The sequence below is a fragment of the Pseudomonas weihenstephanensis genome, from assembly GCF_001043055.1.
In the GTDB taxonomy this organism is placed as follows: domain Bacteria; phylum Pseudomonadota; class Gammaproteobacteria; order Pseudomonadales; family Pseudomonadaceae; genus Aquipseudomonas; species Aquipseudomonas weihenstephanensis.
The window spans coordinates 1-20,218 of record NZ_JYLF01000001.1 but is presented as its reverse complement, the minus strand read 5'-3'; the positions used below and the strand labels follow the sequence as shown (position 1 = coordinate 20,218).

Below are 20,218 nucleotides of genomic sequence, written 5' to 3'. Positions count from 1 at the left end.
CCTCATGAGTGTACGGGGCTTTCACCCGCTATGGCCGCCCATTTCAGAGCGTTACACGACTAAGACCCAAGTCTTAGCCGAGGCTGATCTGTACTTCCACACCGGCCGCCAGATCTAGCTTCATAAGAGCGTCAACGGTTTTATCCGTTGGCTGGACGATGTCCAGTACGCGCTTATGAGTACGGATCTCGTACTGGTCACGCGCGTCTTTGTTAACGTGCGGAGAGACCAGAACGGTGAACCGCTCTTTACGAGTAGGCAGTGGAATTGGACCACGAACCTGAGCACCAGTACGTTTCGCGGTTTCCACGATTTCCTGGGTTGATTGGTCGATCAGGCGATGGTCAAAAGCCTTCAACCTGATACGGATTTGCTGATTTTGCATTGGATTTCAGACTCCGATTGCTATTCCCACCGAGCGCAATACGCCCGTTAAAAGGAGGCGCAATTCTATAGACGGCCCAACAGGGTGTCAACTCAATAAAAAAAGCCCCCGCTGAGCGGGGGCCTTTTTAAGCGATCATCGATTACTCGATGATTTTGGCTACAACGCCAGCGCCTACAGTACGACCGCCTTCACGGATTGCGAAACGCAGACCGTCTTCCATTGCGATAGTTTTGATCAGGGTGACAACCATTTTGATGTTGTCGCCTGGCATTACCATCTCAACGCCTTCCGGCAGTTCGCAGTTACCAGTTACGTCAGTTGTACGGAAGTAGAACTGAGGACGGTAGCCTTTGAAGAACGGAGTGTGACGACCGCCTTCTTCCTTGCTCAAAACATAAACTTCTGCTTCGAACTTGGTGTGCGGCTTAACCGAACCTGGCTTAACCAGAACCTGGCCACGCTCAACGTCGTCACGCTTGGTGCCACGCAACAGAACGCCGCAGTTCTCGCCTGCACGACCTTCGTCAAGCAGCTTGCGGAACATTTCAACGCCGGTGCAAGTGGTAACAGTCGTGTCACGCAGACCAACGATTTCCAGCGGATCTTGAACGCGAACGATACCGCGCTCGATACGACCAGTCACAACAGTACCGCGACCAGAGATCGAGAATACGTCCTCGATTGGCATCAGGAACGGCTTGTCGATAACGCGAACTGGATCTGGAATGTAAGAATCCAGAACCTCTACCAGTTTACGAACGGCAGTGGTGCCCATTTCGTTGTCGTCTTTGCCTTCCAGCGCCATACGAGCAGAACCGATGATGATCGGAGTATCGTCGCCCGGGAAGTCGTAAGTCGACAGCAGGTCACGAACTTCCATCTCAACCAGTTCCAGCAGCTCAGCGTCGTCTACCAGGTCAGCCTTGTTCAGGAAAACCACGATGTACGGAACGCCAACCTGACGGGACAGCAGGATGTGCTCACGGGTTTGTGGCATCGGACCATCAGCGGCCGAACAAACCAGGATAGCGCCGTCCATCTGTGCAGCACCGGTGATCATGTTCTTCACATAGTCAGCGTGACCTGGGCAGTCAACGTGAGCGTAGTGACGGATCAGCGAGTTGTATTCAACGTGCGCAGTGTTGATGGTGATACCACGAGCTTTTTCTTCTGGCGCGCTGTCGATTTTATCGAAGTCAACGATTGCAGAACCGAAAACTTCGGAGCAAACACGAGTCAGAGCTGCAGTCAGCGTGGTTTTACCATGGTCAACGTGACCAATAGTGCCAACGTTGACGTGCGGTAGGGAACGATCAAATTTTTCTTTAGCCACGACAATTAACTCCTTGCCTAAAGGACTGAACTAAATCAGCCTTGTTTTTTAGTAACAGCTTCGACGATGTGCGACGGCGCTGTATCGTATTTTTTGAATTCCATAGAGTAGCTTGCGCGACCCTGAGACATGGAACGAACGTCGGTCGCATAACCGAACATTTCACCCAACGGCACTTCAGCACGAATTACTTTGCCGGAGACCGTATCTTCCATACCCTGGATCATGCCGCGACGACGATTCAAGTCGCCCATCACGTCACCCATATAGTCTTCAGGTGTAACAACCTCTACCGCCATGATCGGCTCAAGCAACTCACCGCCACCTTTGGAGGCCAATTGCTTGGTAGCCATGGAAGCAGCCACCTTAAACGCCATCTCGTTGGAGTCGACGTCGTGGTAAGAACCATCAAACACGGTAGCCTTCAGGCCGATCAGCGGATAACCGGCAACAACACCGTTCTTCATCTGCTCTTCGATACCCTTCTGGATAGCCGGGATGTATTCCTTAGGAACCACACCACCTACCACTTCGTTCACGAATTGCAGACCTTCCTGACCTTCGTCAGCAGGAGCAAAACGGATCCAGCAGTGACCAAACTGGCCACGACCGCCGGACTGGCGAACGAACTTGCCTTCGATCTCACAGCTCTTCGTGATGCGCTCACGATACGAAACCTGAGGCTTACCGATGTTAGCTTCGACGTTGAACTCACGGCGCATCCGGTCAACCAGGATGTCCAAGTGCAGCTCGCCCATGCCAGAAATGATCGTTTGACCAGTTTCTTCATCAGTTTTTACGCGGAAAGATGGATCTTCCTGAGCAAGCTTGCCCAGAGCGACACCCATTTTTTCCTGGTCATCCTTGGTCTTCGGCTCAACGGCAACCGAAATAACCGGCTCCGGGAAGTCCATACGAACCAGAATGATTGGCTTGTCAGCGTTGCACAAAGTCTCACCCGTGGTGACGTCCTTCATGCCGATCAAGGCCGCGATGTCACCAGCGCGTACTTCCTTGATTTCTTCACGGGCGTTTGCGTGCATTTGCACCATACGACCCACACGCTCTTTCTTGCCTTTAACCGAGTTGATTACGCCGTCACCGGAGTTCAACACGCCCGAGTAAACTCGAACAAAGGTCAAAGTACCCACGAATGGGTCAGTCGCGATCTTGAACGCCAATGCCGAGAACGGCTCGTTGTCGTCTGCATGACGCTCCAGCTCGATAGTCTCGTCATCCGGGTCAGTACCCTTGATGGCAGGAATATCGGTTGGCGCAGGCAAGAAGTCGATAACGGCGTCGAGAACCAGGGGAACACCCTTGTTCTTGAAGGAAGAACCGCAAACAGCCAAGACGATCTCACCAGCGATAGTACGCTGACGCAGAGCCGCCTTGATTTCTTCGATGGTGAATTCTTCACCTTCGAGGTACTTGTTCATCAGCTCTTCATTGGCTTCGGCAGCAGCCTGGACCATGTTGTCGCGCCATTCGTCAGCCAGTTCCTGCAGTTCAGCAGGGATAGGCTTACGAACAGGAACCATACCTTTGTCAGCATCGTTCCAGTACACAGCTTCCATGTTGATCAGATCAATCTGACCCTGGAAGTTGTCTTCAGAACCGATAGCGAGCTGGATAGGCACCGGAGTGTGACCCAGACGCTTTTTGATCTGCTCGATCACACGCAGGAAGTTTGCACCTGCACGGTCCATCTTGTTTACGTAAACAAGACGTGGAACACCGTATTTGTTGGCTTGACGCCATACGGTTTCCGACTGAGGCTCAACACCCGACGTGCCGCAGAAAACAACAACTGCACCATCGAGTACACGCAGGGAACGCTCAACTTCAATAGTGAAGTCTACGTGACCCGGAGTATCGATTACGTTGAAGCGGTGCTCGTCCTTGTACTGCTTGGCAGAACCTTTCCAGAAGGCGGTAATAGCAGCAGAAGTAATGGTAATACCACGCTCCTGCTCCTGAACCATCCAGTCTGTGGTCGCGGCGCCATCATGCACCTCGCCCATTTTGTGACTTTTGCCAGTGTAAAAAAGGACGCGCTCGGTGGTGGTGGTTTTACCAGCATCCACGTGAGCAACGATACCGATGTTACGGTAGCGATTAATCGGAGTAGTACGAGCCATAAAGCCCTCGCAAAATGAGTAGCGCTGAAATTAGAAGCGGTAGTGCGAGAAAGCCTTGTTAGCTTCAGCCATACGGTGCACGTCTTCACGCTTCTTAACTGCTGCGCCCTTGCCTTCGGCAGCATCCAACAGTTCGCCAGCCAAGCGCAGAGCCATAGACTTCTCGCCGCGCTTGCGGGCGAAGTCTACCAACCAGCGCATTGCCAGGGCGTTACGACGGGACGGGCGAACTTCGACCGGAACCTGGTAAGTAGCACCGCCTACACGGCGCGACTTCACTTCGACCAGCGGAGCGATGGCGTCGAGAGCTTTCTCGAAGATTTCCAGGGGATCGCTGTTCTTGCGTTCTTTAACCTTTTCCAGCGCGCCATAAACGATACGCTCGGCAACGGCTTTTTTGCCGCTTTCCATCACGTGGTTCATGAACTTGGCCAGGATTTGGCTTCCGTATTTTGGATCGTCAAGCACATCGCGCTTGGCTGCTACGCGTCTTCTTGGCATGGATAAGCCCTCAAACGGTCTTCAGGTTAGCTCGGAACCATTACACCCAGTGGATGCACGCCCGACCTTACTCTTATCGACTCAGAAAAAAAGAAATCTGCATTATTTACCAGCAACCGAATACTACTTCGGCTTCTTGGTACCGTACTTCGAACGACCTTGGTTACGACCTTTAACGCCGGAAGTATCCAAAGAGCCGCGAACGGTGTGATAACGAACACCTGGCAAGTCTTTTACACGACCGCCACGAATCAGTACCACGCTGTGCTCTTGCAGGTTGTGACCTTCACCACCGATGTACGAGGAAACCTCGAAACCGTTGGTCAGGCGCACACGGCATACTTTACGCAGTGCCGAGTTAGGTTTTTTCGGCGTAGTTGTATACACACGGGTGCATACGCCACGACGTTGCGGGCAGTTTTGCAGCGCAGGCACGTCGGATTTCTCGACGATACGCTTACGCGGCTGACGTACCAGCTGGTTGATAGTTGCCATCTACTAGCTCCACTGTTGTCTTGCGACGCTATTGTCTTGCAAGAAAAGCAAAATGGCAGGAACGAATTCCCGCCAAATTTAGGGGTACAAGAGTCTAAAGAGGATCTTGTCCCCAGTCAAGGCAAGGCCCCGACCTTACGCCACATCAAACCGAGGTTAATGACCTCGATTCGATGAACGGAAGAGCCGGGGCCTACCTTCATTTACCGCAGAACTCAGTTACCGCTCGAGTTCAGCGCTTCGGTCAGTGCAGCTTCCACTTCACTGGCGCTTACGCGCAACGGTTTGTCAGCTTCACGACGACGCTTACGCTCGCTGTGGTATGCCAAACCGGTACCTGCCGGGATCAATCGACCCACGACAACGTTTTCTTTCAGGCCACGCAGATAATCGCGCTTGCCGGTTACCGCTGCTTCGGTCAGTACTCGTGTGGTCTCTTGGAAAGAGGCTGCAGAGATGAACGACTCAGTCGACAACGATGCCTTGGTGATACCCAGCAGAACGCGAGTGAACTTGGATACGAATTTGTCTTCGCCACCCAAACGCTCGTTCTCGGTCAACACCTGAGTCAACTCCATCTGGTCGCCCTTGATGAAGGTGGAATCACCCGACTCGGCAATCTCAACTTTACGCAGCATCTGACGCAGAATGGTCTCGATGTGCTTATCGTTGATTTTTACGCCTTGCAGACGGTAAACGTCCTGGATCTCGTTAACGATGTACTTGGCCAACGCACTCACACCCAGCAGACGCAGGATGTCATGTGGATCGCTAGGACCGTCGGAGATAACTTCGCCGCGGTTCACTTGCTCGCCTTCGAAGACGTTCAGGTGACGCCACTTCGGAATCAGCTCTTCGTACGGATCAGTACCGTCGTTCGGGGTAATAACCAGACGGCGCTTGCCTTTGGTTTCTTTACCGAACGCGATGGTACCGCTGACTTCAGCCAAAATAGAGGCTTCTTTCGGACGACGCGCTTCGAACAAGTCAGCAACGCGTGGCAGACCACCGGTGATGTCTCGAGTTTTCGAAGTTTCTTGCGGAATACGAGCGATAACATCACCGATCGCGATTTCCGCACCATCCGCTACACCGACCAAGGCGTTGGCTGGCAAGAAGTACTGAGCCGGCACGTCAGTACCTGGCAACAGCAGATCTTTACCATCGACACCCACCATCTTGACGGCTGGACGAATGTCTTTGCCGGCAGCTGGACGGTCTTTGGCATCAAGCACTTCGATGTTGGTCATACCGGTCAATTCGTCAGTCTGACGCTTGATCGTGATGCCTTCTTCCATGCCTACGTAGGTCACAGTACCTTTCATTTCGGTAACGATTGGGTGAGTGTGCGGATCCCACTTGGCTACGATAGAGCCAGCGTCAACCTTGTCACCTTCTTTAACCGAAATTACGGCACCGTACGGCAGCTTGTAACGCTCACGCTCACGACCGAAGTCATCAGCGATGGCCAGCTCACCGGAACGGGACACAGCAACCAGGCAACCGTCTACTCGCTCAACATGCTTCAGGTTATGCAGACGGACAGTACCGCCATTTTTGACCTGGACGCTGTCAGCAGCAGAGGTCCGGCTTGCCGCACCACCGATGTGGAACGTACGCATTGTCAGCTGTGTACCCGGCTCACCGATCGACTGAGCAGCGATTACGCCGACAGCTTCACCGATGTTCACCTGGTGACCACGAGCCAAGTCACGGCCGTAGCACTTGGCACAGATACCGAAGCGCGTTTCACAGCTGATTGGCGAGCGCACGATCACTTCATCGATGCTGTTCAGCTCGATGAACTCAACCCACTTCTCGTCTACCAGAGTGCCCGCAGGAACGATAACTTCTTCGGTGCCCGGCTTGAATACGTCACGGGCGATAACTCGACCCAGAACGCGCTCACCCAACGGCTCCACAACGTCGCCGCCTTCGATGTGCGGAGTCATCAGCAGACCGTGTTCGGTACCGCAGTCAACCTCAGTCACAACCAAGTCTTGAGCTACGTCTACCAGACGACGCGTCAGGTAACCGGAGTTAGCCGTTTTCAAGGCCGTATCCGCAAGACCCTTACGAGCACCGTGAGTGGAGATGAAGTACTGAAGTACGCTCAAACCTTCACGGAAGTTCGCAGTAATTGGCGTTTCGATGATGGAGCCGTCCGGCTTGGCCATCAGACCACGCATACCGGCCAGCTGACGGATCTGCGCAGCAGAACCTCGAGCACCGGAGTCGGCCATCATGTACATCGAGTTGAACGACTCTTGCTCAACTTCAACGCCGTGACGATCGATAACCTTCTCTTTCGAGAGGTTGGACATCATTGCCTTGGAGACTTCGTCGTTCGCTTTCGACCAAAGGTCGATTACTTTGTTGTACTTCTCGCCCTGGGTTACCAGGCCGGAGGCGTACTGACTTTCGATTTCTTTCACTTCATCGGTTGCAGCCGCGATGATGCGCGCTTTTTCATCCGGGATAACGAAGTCGTTAACACCGATGGAAACGCCAGAAATGGTCGAGTAAGCAAAACCTGTGTACATCAACTGGTCGGCGAAGATCACAGTCTCTTTCAAACCAACCACGCGGTAGCACTGGTTGATCAGTTTGGAGATCGCTTTTTTCTTCATCGGCAAGTTGACGACGTCGTACGACAGACCTTTTGGCACAACCTGGAACAACAGCGCACGGCCGACAGTGGTGTCGACGATACGGGTGTTGCTCACGCTGCCGCCATCGCGGTCATTGACGGTTTCGCTGATGCGAACTTTAACCTTGGCATGCAATGCGGCTTCGCCAGCACGGAATACACGGTCAACTTCTTGCAAGTCAGCGAACACACGACCTTCGCCTTTAGCGTTGATCGCTTCACGCGTCATGTAGTACAGACCCAATACAACGTCCTGCGACGGAACGATGATTGGCTCACCGTTGGCTGGCGACAGAATGTTGTTGGTCGACATCATCAACGCACGCGCTTCCAGCTGGGCTTCCAGTGTCAGCGGTACGTGCACGGCCATTTGGTCGCCGTCGAAGTCGGCGTTGTACGCAGCACAGACCAGCGGGTGCAGCTGGATAGCCTTACCTTCGATCAGTACCGGTTCAAACGCCTGGATACCCAGACGGTGAAGGGTCGGTGCACGGTTGAGAAGTACCGGGTGTTCGCGAATAACCTCAGCGAGAACGTCCCAAACCTCTGGCAGCTCGCGCTCAACCATCTTCTTGGCTGCTTTGATGGTAGTCGCCAGACCACGCATTTCCAGCTTGCCGAAGATGAACGGCTTGAACAGCTCCAGAGCCATCTTCTTAGGCAGACCGCACTGGTGCAGACGCAGGGTCGGACCTACGGTAATTACCGAACGACCCGAGTAGTCAACACGCTTACCGAGCAAGTTCTGACGGAAACGACCTTGCTTACCCTTGATCATGTCAGCCAAGGATTTCAGAGGACGCTTGTTCGAACCAGTAATAGCGCGACCACGACGGCCGTTGTCGAGCAAGGCGTCGACCGCTTCTTGCAACATACGCTTTTCGTTACGCACGATGATGTCCGGAGCGGACAGATCAAGCAGGCGCTTCAAGCGGTTGTTACGGTTGATCACTCGACGATACAGATCGTTGAGGTCGGAAGTCGCGAAACGACCACCATCCAGCGGCACCAAAGGACGCAGATCTGGCGGCAGAACCGGCAGAACGGTCAACACCATCCACTCAGGAAGGTTGCCGGAACCCAGGAAGGCTTCCATCAACTTCAGGCGCTTGGACAGCTTCTTGATTTTGGTTTCGGAGTTGGTTTGCGGAATTTCTTCGCGCAGACGGCCAATCTCGTGCTCTAGGTCGATAGCGTGCAGCAGTTCACGAACAGCTTCAGCACCCATGCGGGCATCGAAGTCGTCGCCGAACTCTTCCAGCGCTTCAAAATACTGCTCATCGTTCAGCAGCTGACCTTTTTCCAGAGTGGTCATGCCCGGATCGATAACGACATAGCTCTCGAAGTAGAGAACGCGTTCGATATCACGCAGGGTCATGTCCATCAGCAAGCCGATACGGGACGGCAGCGATTTCAGGAACCAGATGTGAGCCACTGGCGAAGCCAGCTCGATGTGAGCCATGCGCTCGCGACGGACCTTGGCCAGTGCTACTTCAACGCCACACTTCTCACAGATCACACCGCGGTGCTTCAAGCGCTTGTACTTACCGCACAGGCACTCGTAATCCTTGACCGGGCCAAAGATTTTGGCGCAGAACAGGCCGTCACGTTCAGGTTTGAACGTACGGTAGTTAATGGTTTCCGGCTTTTTAACTTCACCGAACGACCACGAACGGATCATCTCAGGCGATGCCAATCCAATACGGATGGCGTCGAACTCTTCGACTTGACCCTGGTTTTTCAGCAAATTCAGTAGGTCTTTCAAGGCCTTTCCTCCTGGCGGAGCAGAGAGCGGGCATCACAGCCCCGCTCTCGATTCGCGTCACGTGTTATTCGGTTTCCAGATCGATATCGATGCCGAGGGAACGAATTTCTTTGATCAACACGTTGAAGGACTCGGGCATGCCCGGCTCCATACGGTGATCGCCGTCCACGATGTTTTTGTACATCTTGGTACGACCGTTCACATCGTCCGACTTCACTGTGAGCATTTCTTGCAGAGTGTATGCCGCGCCGTAGGCTTCCAGCGCCCAGACCTCCATCTCCCCGAAACGCTGACCACCGAACTGTGCCTTACCACCCAGCGGCTGCTGGGTAACCAGGCTGTAAGAACCGGTAGAACGAGCGTGCATCTTGTCGTCCACCAAGTGGTTCAGCTTCAGCATGTACATGTAGCCAACGGTAACCGGACGCTCGAACTTGTTGCCGGTACGACCATCTGTCAGCACCATCTGGCCGCTGTCTGGCAAGTCTGCCAGACGTAGCATTGCCTTGATTTCGCTTTCTTTTGCACCGTCAAACACCGGGGTGGCCATCGGCACACCGCCACGAAGGTTCTTCGCCAGATCCAGGATTTCCTGATCGGAGAAGTCATCCAGGCTTTCTTGACGACCGCCAATTTCGTTGTAGATCTCATGCAAGAACTTACGCAGGTCAGCGACCTTGCGTTGCTCTTCAATCATGAGGTTGATCTTCTCGCCCAAACCTTTGGCAGCGAGGCCCAGGTGAGTTTCGAGAATCTGACCAACGTTCATACGCGAAGGTACGCCCAACGGGTTGAGAACAACATCGACCGGGGTGCCATTGGCATCGTACGGCATGTCTTCAACCGGCATGATCACGGAGACCACACCTTTGTTACCGTGACGACCAGCCATCTTGTCACCCGGCTGGATGCGACGACGGATTGCCAGGTAAACCTTGACGATTTTCAGCACGCCTGGAGCCAGGTCATCGCCTTGCTGCAGTTTGCGCTTCTTGTCTTCGAACTTGTCGTCCAGCAGACGACGGCGATCGATGATGTAAGCCTGAGCCTTTTCAAGCTGCTCGTTCAGAGCATCTTCAGCCATGCGCAGTTTGAACCACTGACCATGCTCAAGACCGTCCAGGATTTCATGGGTGATTTCCTGACCTTTCTTCAGACCAGCTCCACCTTCGGCGATACGGCCAACCAGTGCAGAGCGCAGACGTTCGAAAGTGGCGCCTTCAACGATACGGAACTCTTCGTTCAAATCCTTGCGGATCTCGTCCAGCTGGGTTTTCTCGATCGACAGGGCACGAGCATCACGCTCAACGCCGTCACGAGTGAAAACCTGAACGTCAATTACCGTACCTTTGGTACCGGTAGGTACACGCAGGGAAGTGTCTTTAACGTCGCTGGCTTTTTCACCGAAGATGGCACGCAACAGCTTCTCTTCAGGTGTCAGCTGGGTCTCGCCTTTCGGAGTGACCTTACCCACCAGAATGTCGCCAGCGCCAACTTCAGCACCTACGTAAACAATACCGGCTTCGTCCAGTTTGTTCAGTGCAGCTTCACCCACGTTAGGGATGTCCGCAGTGATCTCTTCAGGCCCAAGCTTGGTATCACGCGCCACACAGGTCAGTTCCTGGATGTGGATCGTGGTAAAGCGATCTTCTTGAACAACTCGTTCCGACAAGCAGATGGAGTCTTCGAAGTTGTAACCGTTCCAGGCCATGAACGCGATGCGCATGTTCTGACCCAATGCCAGTTCACCCATATCGGTGGACGGGCCGTCAGCCATAATGTCGCTACGCTGAACACGATCACCCTTACGAACCAGCGGACGCTGGTTGATGCACGTGTTCTGGTTGGATCGGGTGTATTTGGTCAGGTTGTAGATGTCGACACCGGCTTCGCCAGTCTCAACTTCGTCATCCGCAACACGAACCACGATACGGCTTGCATCAACAGAGTCGATTACGCCGCCACGACGAGCCACGACGCAAACGCCGGAGTCACGAGCTACGTTACGCTCCATGCCGGTACCTACCAGCGGCTTGTCAGCGCGCAGGGTCGGTACAGCTTGACGCTGCATGTTGGAACCCATCAACGCACGGTTGGCGTCATCGTGCTCCAGGAACGGGATCAGCGACGCTGCAACCGACACTACCTGCTTGGGCGATACGTCCATCAAGGTGACGTCTTCCGGCGCCTTAACGGTGAATTCGTTCAAGTGGCGGACAGCTACCAATTCGTCGACCAGCACTTTCTTGTCGTTCATCGTGGCCGAAGCCTGAGCGATCACGTGATCAGCTTCTTCGATGGCGGACAGGAAAACGATCTCGTCGGTCACCAGAGCGTCTTTCACCACGCGGTACGGGCTCTCAAGGAAGCCGTACTGGTTGGTGCGCGCATAGGCAGCCAAGGAGTTGATCAGACCAATGTTCGGACCTTCCGGAGTCTCAATAGGGCAAACACGACCGTAGTGAGTCGGGTGTACGTCACGAACTTCAAAGCCGGCACGCTCACGCGTCAAACCGCCCGGGCCCAGTGCAGAAACACGGCGCTTGTGGGTGATCTCGGACAGCGGGTTGTTCTGGTCCATGAACTGGGAAAGCTGGCTGGAACCGAAGAACTCTTTCACCGCGGCAGCGACTGGCTTCGCGTTGATCAGGTCTTGCGGCATCAGGCCTTCGCTTTCAGCCATCGACAGACGCTCTTTGACCGCACGCTCAACACGTACCAAGCCAACGCGGAACTGGTTTTCTGCCATTTCGCCTACACAGCGAACACGACGGTTACCCAGGTGGTCGATGTCATCGACGATGCCTTTACCGTTACGGATGTCGACCAAAGTCTTCAGTACCGCGACGATATCTTCTTTGCACAACACGCCCGAACCTTCGATTTCGGTACGACCGATACGACGGTTGAACTTCATCCGGCCGACCGCAGACAGGTCATAACGCTCAGGGCTGAAGAACAGGTTGTTGAACAAGGTTTCGGCAGCGTCTTTGGTTGGCGGCTCGCCGGGACGCATCATGCGATAGATCTCGACCAGGGCTTCCAATTGGTTGCTGGTGGAGTCGATCTTCAGAGTGTCGGAGACGAATGGACCGCAGTCGATATCGTTGGTGTACAACGTTTCAATACGAACAACCTGGCTCTTGGCAATTTTAGCCAGAATCTCAGTGGTCAGTTCGGTGTTGCACTCAGCAATGATTTCGCCAGTTGCCGGATGCACGATAGCCTTGGCCGTTGTGCGACCCAGGACGTAGTCCAGAGGCATAACGAGCTCTTTGATACCGGCTTTTTCCAGCTGGTTGATGTGACGAGCAGTAATACGACGACCCTGCTCAACAATCACCTTGCCTTTGTCATCGGTAATATCGATGGCCGCAATTTCACCGCGCAGGCGCTGAGGAACCAGCTCCAGGCTGATGCTTTCACCTTGAACGTGGAAAACGTTGGTGGTGTAAAACGCGTCCAGCACTTGCTCAGTGGTGTAGCCCAGCGCGCGCAGCAATACCGATGCAGGCAGCTTGCGACGACGGTCAATACGCACGAACACGCAGTCTTTAGGGTCGAACTCGAAATCCAACCAAGAACCGCGGTACGGGATGATGCGAGCGGAATAAAGCAGTTTACCGGAGCTGTGCGTCTTGCCGCGGTCGTGGTCAAAGAACACGCCCGGGGAACGGTGCAGTTGGGAAACAATTACACGCTCAGTACCGTTGATTACAAAGGTACCGTTTTCAGTCATCAGGGGGATTTCACCCATGTAGACTTCTTGCTCTTTGATGTCCTTGATTGCTTTATTCGACGATTCTTTGTCGAAAATAATCAAGCGAACTTTTACCCGCAAAGGTACGGCGTACGTTACACCGCGCAACACGCATTCTTTGACATCAAACGCCGGTTCGCCCAAGCGATAACCGACATACTCCAGCGCAGCATTGCCGGAGTAGCTGATGATCGGGAAAACGGATTTGAAGGCCGCATGCAGGCCCACGTCGCGGAACTGATCTTTAGTCGCTCCCGCCTGCAAGAATTCACGATACGAATCCAGCTGGATTGCCAAGAGATACGGCACATCCATGACGTCCGGCAACTTGCTAAAGTCCTTGCGGATACGTTTTTTCTCAGTATATGAGTAAGCCATCAGCGTTCCCCAGCTTGGTCACCTGCTTGTTTGGCCTCTCCCGACGGGAGCAGCCAGAAAATCGTGCAAACCCCTTGGTTTGCTCCACCGCACAGGGTGGTTACAGCACGTTAGAGACGCCGACCCAGTCGGCAGCCAATAACGGAAAAAGGCCGGTGGCATGAGCCACCAGCCATCAGCCTCAGCTTAACGCCTGGGCTGGATACGCAAGGTCGATGCTTATTTCAGCTCGACTTTAGCGCCTGCTTCTTCCAAGGTAGCCTTGGCTTTGTCAGCTGCGTCTTTAGCAACAGCTTCCAATACCATAGCTGGAGCGCCGTCAACTACTGCCTTGGCTTCTTTCAAGCCCAGACCAGTCAGTTCACGAACAGCCTTGATCACGTTAACTTTCTTCTCGCCAGCTTCCAGCAGCATGACGTTGAATTCAGTTTGCTCTTCAACAACAGCGGCAGCAGCAGCTGGACCAGCAGAAGCAGCGGCAGCCGAAACGCCGAATTTTTCTTCGAAAGCTTTGATCAGCTCAACAACCTGCAGAACCGACATTTCAGCTACGGCGTTGAGGATATCGTCTTGGGAGATAGACATTGCTGTATTTCCTGAATTGGGGGACGGCCTACGCGGCCATCGAAATAAACAAAAATACGCGAGAGAAAATGCTCAGCCTTAGGCTGCAGCAGCTTCTTTTTGCTCGCGAACTGCAGCCAGAGTACGAGCCAGCTTGCTGGTAGCGCCTTGAATCACGCTCATCAGCTGCGAAATAGCTTCGTTACGGGTCGGCAGTGTTGCCAGTACGTCGATTTGGTTAGCTGCGAGGAACTTGCCCTCGAACGCAGCTGCCTTAATCTCGAACTTATCCTGACCTTTAGCGAACTCTTTGAACAAACGGGCAGCAGCGCCAGGATGTTCGTTGGAGAATGCAATCAAGGTCGGGCCAGTGAACACGTCGTTGAGAACACTGTAGTCAGTGTCAGCAACTGCGCGCTTGAGCAGAGTGTTACGTACAACGCGTACGTAAACGCCTGCTTCACGAGCCTCTTTACGGAGTCCGGTCATAGCGCTTACTGTCACACCGCGGGCATCAGCCACAACAGCAGACAGGGCAACTTTGGCAGCCTCGTTGACTTCAGCGACGATGGCCTTCTTGTCTTCGAGTTTAATTGCCACGGGTTTAACTCCTGCTTGTTACCGTTTCATTCAGCCGAGGCTGAATGTCGTTTTGGTGTCTGATTCGGTAAGGAACCGGGAGCACCATCTGCGTAGGCTTGAGGTTTAAGGCTTTCACCGCCTACGGTCTTGGATAGCCCCCGCCAGGCAGGGACCCCAATCTTTCAATTGGCACATTTAACTGCGCCAACGTTGTCTTACGCGTCCAGAGAACCTTGGTCGATGACCAAGCCTGGGCCCATAGTGGTGCTCAGGGTAACGCGCTTAACGTAAATACCTTTCGAGGAAGCAGGCTTGATACGCTTCAAATCAGCGATCAGGGCTTCAACGTTTTCCTTCAGCTGGACAGCATCAAAGCCGACCTTGCCAACGGAAGTGTGGATGATACCGTTTTTGTCGGTACGATAACGAACCTGACCAGCTTTCGCGTTTTTAACCGCGGTAGCAACGTCTGGAGTTACAGTACCAACCTTAGGGTTAGGCATCAGACCACGTGGGCCCAGGATTTGACCCAACTGACCTACAACACGCATTGCGTCCGGGGATGCAATTACTACGTCATAGTTCAGGTCGCCGCCTTTCATTTCAGCAGCCAGATCGTCCATACCAACGCGATCAGCGCCGGCCGCCAGAGCAGCTTCAGCAGCTGGACCCTGTGTGAACACAGCTACACGTACAGTCTTGCCAGTGCCGTGTGGCAGCACAGTTGCGCTACGAACAACCTGGTCAGATTTACGTGGGTCTACGCCCAAGTTAACAGCGATGTCAAAAGACTCGCTGAACTTAACAGTCGACAGCTCAGCCAGAAGAGCGGCAGCGTCTACAAAGTTGTAGGACTTGCCAGCTTCGATTTTACCGGCGATTGCCTTTTGACGCTTAGTCAGCTTAGCCATTACACACCCTCCACGTTAAGGCCCATGCTACGAGCAGAGCCGGCGATGGTACGCACGGCTGCATCCAGATCAGCTGCAGTCAGATCCGCGTTTTTGGTTTTCGCGATTTCTTCCAGCTGAGCACGGGTAACAGTGCCAACCTTAACGGTGTTTGGACGAGCGGAACCGCTAGTCAAACCAGCCGCTTTCTTCAGCAGAACCGAAGCAGGAGTCGACTTAGTTTCGAATGTGAAGCTACGGTCGCTGTATACAGTGATGATCACTGGAGTCGGCAGGCCTGGCTCAATACCCTGAGTACGGGCGTTGAAAGCCTTGCAGAATTCCATGATGTTCACACCGTGCTGACCCAGAGCCGGACCAACAGGTGGGCTTGGGTTAGCCTGAGCGGCCTTCACTTGCAGCTTGATGTAAGCGGTAATTTTCTTGGCCATGAGGCACTCCAATTACGGGTTCAGACGCCTAAATTAAAAGGCTCCCCGGTTACTTGCGTGTTTATCCCAGTGACGACAAAACCCCACAGCCTAAGCCATGGGGTTGGGATGCGTATTCAGCTAGACCTTTTCGACCTGGCTAAACTCTAGCTCCACCGGAGTGGAACGACCGAAAATGAGCACAGCCACTTGGATGCGACTCTTTTCGTAGTTAACTTCTTCTACCGTGCCATTGAAATCAGCAAACGGGCCGTCGGTCACACGAACAACCTCACCCGGCTCGAACAGTGTTTTCGGCTTAGGCTTATCACTGCCATCAGCAACACGTCGCAGAATCGCTTCTGCTTCTTTGTCTGTGATCGGTGCTGGCTTGTCAGCGGTGCCGCCAATAAAGCCCATGACACGAGGTGTATCCTTGACCAAGTGCCAAGTACCTTCGTTCATGTCCATTTGGACCAACACATAACCAGGGAAGAACTTGCGCTCACTTTTGCGTTTCTGGCCATTACGCATTTCAACCACTTCTTCAGTGGGAACCAGAATTTCGCCGAAGCCTTCTTCCATGCCTGCCAGCTTAATACGCTCAATCAAAGAGCGCATAACATGCTTTTCGTAACCCGAATAAGCATGCACTACGTACCAACGCTTAGCCACGGGACACCCTTAGCCAACAATCAAGGAAACGAGCCAGCCGAGCAGGGAATCCAAACCCCACAACAGCAACGCCATAACAAGAACAACAGCCACCACGATCAACGTAGTCTGCGTAGTTTCTTGGCGAGTTGGCCATACGACTTTACGAATTTCAGCACGAGCTTCCTTTACCAGGACAGCAAACGACTTGCCTTTTGCAGTCTGCAAACCCACATAGGCAGCAACAGCAGCAATCACAAGAAGTGCGATGACGCGATACAGGATCGGCGAACCAGAATAATACTGATTCCCAACAACGCCAACCACCACAAGCGCAACCACTACTAGCCACTTGAGGAGATCGAAGCGAGAGCCTTGAACTTCAGCCTTGGGAGTCATCAAAGAGGATCCTGTGAAAAGAAAGCCAGATGCATTGTAAGAATCTGGCAGGTCAGGAGGGAATCGAACCCCCAACCTACGGTTTTGGAGACCGTCGCTCTGCCAATTGAGCTACTGACCTAAAACATTATCGAGCCGCCGATTATGCCGACCCGAGAGAGACTTTTCAACAAACAATGCGAATACTTTTGCAATCAGATCATAAGACAACCTGAAAACCTTGCCAGCAGCAGAATGCGTGCCACCCACAAAAGCAATCACCAACCAGAGCAGCAGACCCAACCAACAGCCCACCAGCAAACACTCCAGGCAAGCTATTCAGCCCGCTAAAACAAAGGCAGATATTTTCATATCTGCCTTGTTATATGGAGCTCTTGAGCGGATTTGAACCGCTGACCTCACCCTTACCAAGGGTGTGCTCTACCAACTGAGCTACAAGAGCAAAACCTTCTCTAAACCAGCACGTTATGGAGCGGGTGGCGGGAATCGAACCCGCATCATCAGCTTGGAAGGCTGAGGTTCTACCACTAAACTACACCCGCAAAACATGCTGACCGATATAAATATGGTGGAGGGGGAAGGATTCGAACCTTCGAAGTCGTAGACGTCAGATTTACAGTCTGATCCCTTTGGCCGCTCGGGAACCCCTCCTGAGCTGGTCGAAATTCTACAGCATTTCAACCTTATGTCAACCGCCTTTATTAACTAAATCATCAACTTAGGCGACTTACATACTTCACATCAAATACCCTTTTAGGTGTTCACTGTGGAGCGGGCGCCATTCTATGCAAACTATCAGGCAGCTGCAACCCCCCGCAGTCCTTTTTTTCGTATTTGAAGTCATTGAATTCATTAGCAAGATTCTGCAAAAGAACTTCAGGCTTTTTTTCATCGTTCTGCTCACCGATCTTGAACAGATAGTTTGGCGCGCCCGCATCTCCATCAACGGTTAATTCGCTTGCAACATCTGTATCTGCGAGCCTCTGGCGTATGACACTCAGCGAAGCTCCATCGATTGGAAGAGTCAGGTGGAAGCACGTGCTTAGCGGCGCAACGACCTCCCCTCCTGGCGCTATCGGTCGGACCTCCTTAAGCAATTGAATATCTTGTTTGCTGCCTTTGTACAACGCCAGGGAGGCGACCTCCTTAACCCTAGGAGGCGCCTCTTGCTGACGCCACACATAGTAGAAAATATTGAGCACCACCAGTAGTAGGAACAGCCAACGCATAGAAACCTCAAGACAAGGGACAAGCTGTAGCCAAGCCGACAAAAACAAGATCTTTTACCAGGCGCGCCTGGGGTAGTGCAGACATCACCAAATCCGCATCCCCACCAGTAAGGAATACCTCGAATTCCTCCCCCCAATACTCATGGGCCAGTTGGAGTTGAGTCTGGACAAATCCGCGAAGCATCAGTAAGCAGCCCCTCTCAACCGCCTCAACAGTGGTACGACCTGGAGTGCTGCTCAGCAAAGCCTGCTCAGCAGAATGATCGTCATATTTTATCCGTCGCGTATGCGTACGCAGCTGATCTCGCATAAGCGGGAGACCAGGGCAAATGAACCCACCCAGATGCTGCCCATTTGCCGCAACAAAATCTGCGGTCACTGCCGTACCTAGGTCCAAAATCAAACACGCACCTTTGGACAGCTCAAACGCGCCCACTACTGCCAACCAGCGATCTAGCCCTAGACGCTCAAAGTCCTCATAACCATTCGTGACACCTGCCACGGCTCGGACAGGGCTTGCACACATCACAGCAACAGAAAATTCAGCTCTCAGCACAGCAACCAAACACGCAGTCTCCTCATCACTGCGCACGCTAACCATACGGCAATGAGTAATCTTTAAATCATGGTTATCTGACACGACGGCTATCAATTCAGTTGCTGAGTCAGCTATACCCGAACCTAATACTGCCTCGCGATCCAGGACCCGCCACTTGATAAAACTATTGCCACAATCCATTTCAAGAATCATTGCGCAGCCTCAAGCTCAGCTCACCGCCACTGAACACTTTCTCCTGACCTTCCACCCTCAAGCGCAATGCGCCCTGCGGATCTATACCGATGACAGTTCCATTTACCTGGTTCACACCGGCAATTAGTGAAACCTCACGGCCAGCCCACAGATGATTTGACTCCCACTCAGCCTGAACTGCAGAAAAACCTAGCTCAGCGTGACGCTCAAGATACATCTGCAAGGTCTCACTCAGCGTCAAAATAACAAGATTACGATTCACCTCCTTACCCGTCTCCAATCGCATTGATGTCCACGCTTGGTCAACGTCGTTTGTCGCCTTCATATTAACGTTGATACCAATACCGATGACCACATGACAGACATCTGCTGGATCACCCACCAACTCCAACAGAATACCCGCGATCTTTTTATTACCAACCAACAAATCGTTTGGCCACTTAAGCCCCACACTTAAACAGTCATAGCTGCGCAAAACACTCATTACAGCCAGGCCTACAACTAAACTCAACCCTTCCAGCTGATGCATGCCTCCGTCCATCCTAAGCACCAAGCTGTAGTAAATATTTTGGGCAAAAGGACTAACCCACTTGCGACCGCGTCGCCCACGACCTGCACTTTGTTGCTCAGCCACGACAGCAAAGGGCGCCACCCTCCCCGCAGAAACCCCACGCAATGCCTCTGCGTTGGTGGAGTCCAGTGACTCATATAGCGATATAGGATAGTGAGAATCCGCCAATGTCCCTTGATCTATAAGCTCAAGCGGCGCAGCCAATTGATAGCCACGACCACGAACTTTATGAATAGGCAGGTTCAATTCGACCTCTAACTTCTGGAGCTGCTTCCATACGGCACTGCGGCTAATACCTAGCGCGGCACCTAGAGCTTGTCCAGAATGAAAACGACCATCTTTAAGGAGCTTCAACAACGTCAGCATGCACGTATCGCCTCGCAATCAGGTATGCATGATAACGACGGACAGCGTCAGTGCATAGAAAAGCGCTGGATTACACTTTCCAACATTAGGTGGCGCTTGACCGATATCGACGTAGCCAACGCTTGAAATTAGGAGACTGTTGCGGCATCGGTGCCTATGAATTAGTTACATAAAGTGGGAGCCCCTGGTGCCTCCATATACGCCGATGACAACGTAAATATTCAGCTGTTTGGAGCAAGAATATTTTTCGAGCGCACAAACAAAATCCCCATCTGCGTAAGCAGACAGGGATTCTGGAATTTAATCTTGACGATGACCTACTCTCACATGGGGAAACCCCACACTACCATCGGCGATGCATCGTTTCACT

The 20,218-nt window shown here is 53.0% G+C and carries 16 protein-coding genes and 4 tRNA genes; all 20 read right to left on the bottom strand.

Translation table 11 applies throughout. The features are described from left to right. Positions 1–73 precede the first annotated feature (73 nt). The 20 genes from rpsJ to birA all read right to left on the bottom strand — a co-directional run bounded on the left by rpsJ (position 74) and on the right by birA (position 19,848). Positions 74–385, bottom strand: a complete 312-nt coding sequence (gene rpsJ, locus TU86_RS00100) for a 30S ribosomal protein S10 (protein WP_003186070.1) — start codon at positions 383–385, stop codon at positions 74–76. A 142-nt stretch (positions 386–527) separates the two neighbouring features. After that, positions 528–1,721, bottom strand: a complete 1,194-nt coding sequence (gene tuf / locus TU86_RS00095) for an elongation factor Tu (protein ID WP_048362311.1) — start codon at positions 1,719–1,721, stop codon at positions 528–530. 35 nt (positions 1,722–1,756) lie between these two features. Continuing rightward, positions 1,757–3,862, bottom strand: coding sequence for an elongation factor G (gene fusA / locus TU86_RS00090; RefSeq protein ID WP_048362310.1), 2,106 nt, complete (start codon positions 3,860–3,862; stop codon positions 1,757–1,759). A 30-nt stretch (positions 3,863–3,892) separates the two neighbouring features. Next, a complete protein-coding gene (gene rpsG / locus TU86_RS00085) occupies positions 3,893–4,363 on the bottom strand; it encodes a 30S ribosomal protein S7 (RefSeq protein WP_019824369.1) in 471 nt (156 codons plus the stop codon). Positions 4,364–4,486: 123 nt separating this feature from the next. Then, positions 4,487–4,858 (bottom strand): 30S ribosomal protein S12, encoded by a 372-nt coding sequence (gene rpsL / locus TU86_RS00080; RefSeq protein ID WP_002555494.1) that lies wholly within the window; start codon positions 4,856–4,858, stop codon positions 4,487–4,489. 215 nt (positions 4,859–5,073) lie between these two features. Then, the gene (gene rpoC, locus TU86_RS00075; protein ID WP_048362309.1) at positions 5,074–9,273 is read right to left on the bottom strand and encodes a DNA-directed RNA polymerase subunit beta'; all 4,200 of its coding nucleotides are present in this window, start codon (positions 9,271–9,273) and stop codon (positions 5,074–5,076) included. A gap of 64 nt (positions 9,274–9,337) precedes the next feature. Beyond that, positions 9,338–13,411: a DNA-directed RNA polymerase subunit beta gene (gene rpoB / locus TU86_RS00070; RefSeq protein ID WP_048362308.1), complete on the bottom strand. Its 4,074-nt coding sequence runs from the start codon at positions 13,409–13,411 to the stop codon at positions 9,338–9,340. A 219-nt stretch (positions 13,412–13,630) separates the two neighbouring features. Beyond that, positions 13,631–13,996 carry a 50S ribosomal protein L7/L12 gene (gene rplL / locus TU86_RS00065; RefSeq protein ID WP_019409897.1) on the bottom strand — a complete coding sequence of 122 codons (366 nt, stop codon included), beginning with the start codon at positions 13,994–13,996 and terminating at the stop codon, positions 13,631–13,633. 78 nt (positions 13,997–14,074) lie between these two features. Next, positions 14,075–14,575, bottom strand: a complete 501-nt coding sequence (gene rplJ, locus TU86_RS00060) for a 50S ribosomal protein L10 (protein WP_048362307.1) — start codon at positions 14,573–14,575, stop codon at positions 14,075–14,077. A gap of 197 nt (positions 14,576–14,772) precedes the next feature. Beyond that, the gene (rplA, locus tag TU86_RS00055; protein WP_048362306.1) at positions 14,773–15,468 is read right to left on the bottom strand and encodes a 50S ribosomal protein L1; all 696 of its coding nucleotides are present in this window, start codon (positions 15,466–15,468) and stop codon (positions 14,773–14,775) included. Beyond that, the gene (rplK, locus tag TU86_RS00050) at positions 15,468–15,899 is read right to left on the bottom strand and encodes a 50S ribosomal protein L11 (RefSeq protein WP_048362305.1); all 432 of its coding nucleotides are present in this window, start codon (positions 15,897–15,899) and stop codon (positions 15,468–15,470) included. The genes rplA and rplK overlap by 1 nt, the downstream gene beginning before the upstream one ends. A gap of 120 nt (positions 15,900–16,019) precedes the next feature. Further along, complete coding sequence (nusG, locus tag TU86_RS00045) at positions 16,020–16,553, bottom strand: transcription termination/antitermination protein NusG (RefSeq protein WP_048362304.1); 534 nt, start codon at positions 16,551–16,553, stop codon at positions 16,020–16,022. A gap of 9 nt (positions 16,554–16,562) precedes the next feature. Next, positions 16,563–16,931: a preprotein translocase subunit SecE gene (secE, locus tag TU86_RS00040; RefSeq protein ID WP_048362303.1), complete on the bottom strand. Its 369-nt coding sequence runs from the start codon at positions 16,929–16,931 to the stop codon at positions 16,563–16,565. Between the two features lie 45 nt (positions 16,932–16,976). Further along, positions 16,977–17,052, bottom strand: a tRNA-Trp gene (locus TU86_RS00035). 245 nt (positions 17,053–17,297) lie between these two features. Next, positions 17,298–17,373: transfer RNA gene (locus TU86_RS00030), tRNA-Thr, on the bottom strand. A 26-nt stretch (positions 17,374–17,399) separates the two neighbouring features. Beyond that, positions 17,400–17,473, bottom strand: a tRNA-Gly gene (locus TU86_RS00025). A 24-nt stretch (positions 17,474–17,497) separates the two neighbouring features. Continuing rightward, positions 17,498–17,582: transfer RNA gene (locus TU86_RS00020), tRNA-Tyr, on the bottom strand. Between the two features lie 110 nt (positions 17,583–17,692). Next, positions 17,693–18,160, bottom strand: a complete 468-nt coding sequence (locus tag TU86_RS00015; RefSeq protein WP_048362302.1) for a hypothetical protein — start codon at positions 18,158–18,160, stop codon at positions 17,693–17,695. Between the two features lie 7 nt (positions 18,161–18,167). Beyond that, positions 18,168–18,911: a pantothenate kinase gene (locus tag TU86_RS00010; RefSeq protein ID WP_048362301.1), complete on the bottom strand. Its 744-nt coding sequence runs from the start codon at positions 18,909–18,911 to the stop codon at positions 18,168–18,170. Continuing rightward, the gene (gene birA, locus TU86_RS00005) at positions 18,901–19,848 is read right to left on the bottom strand and encodes a bifunctional biotin--[acetyl-CoA-carboxylase] ligase/biotin operon repressor BirA (protein WP_048362300.1); all 948 of its coding nucleotides are present in this window, start codon (positions 19,846–19,848) and stop codon (positions 18,901–18,903) included. Before birA ends, TU86_RS00010 begins: the two co-directional genes overlap by 11 nt. Between the last annotated feature and the right edge of the window lie 370 nt (positions 19,849–20,218).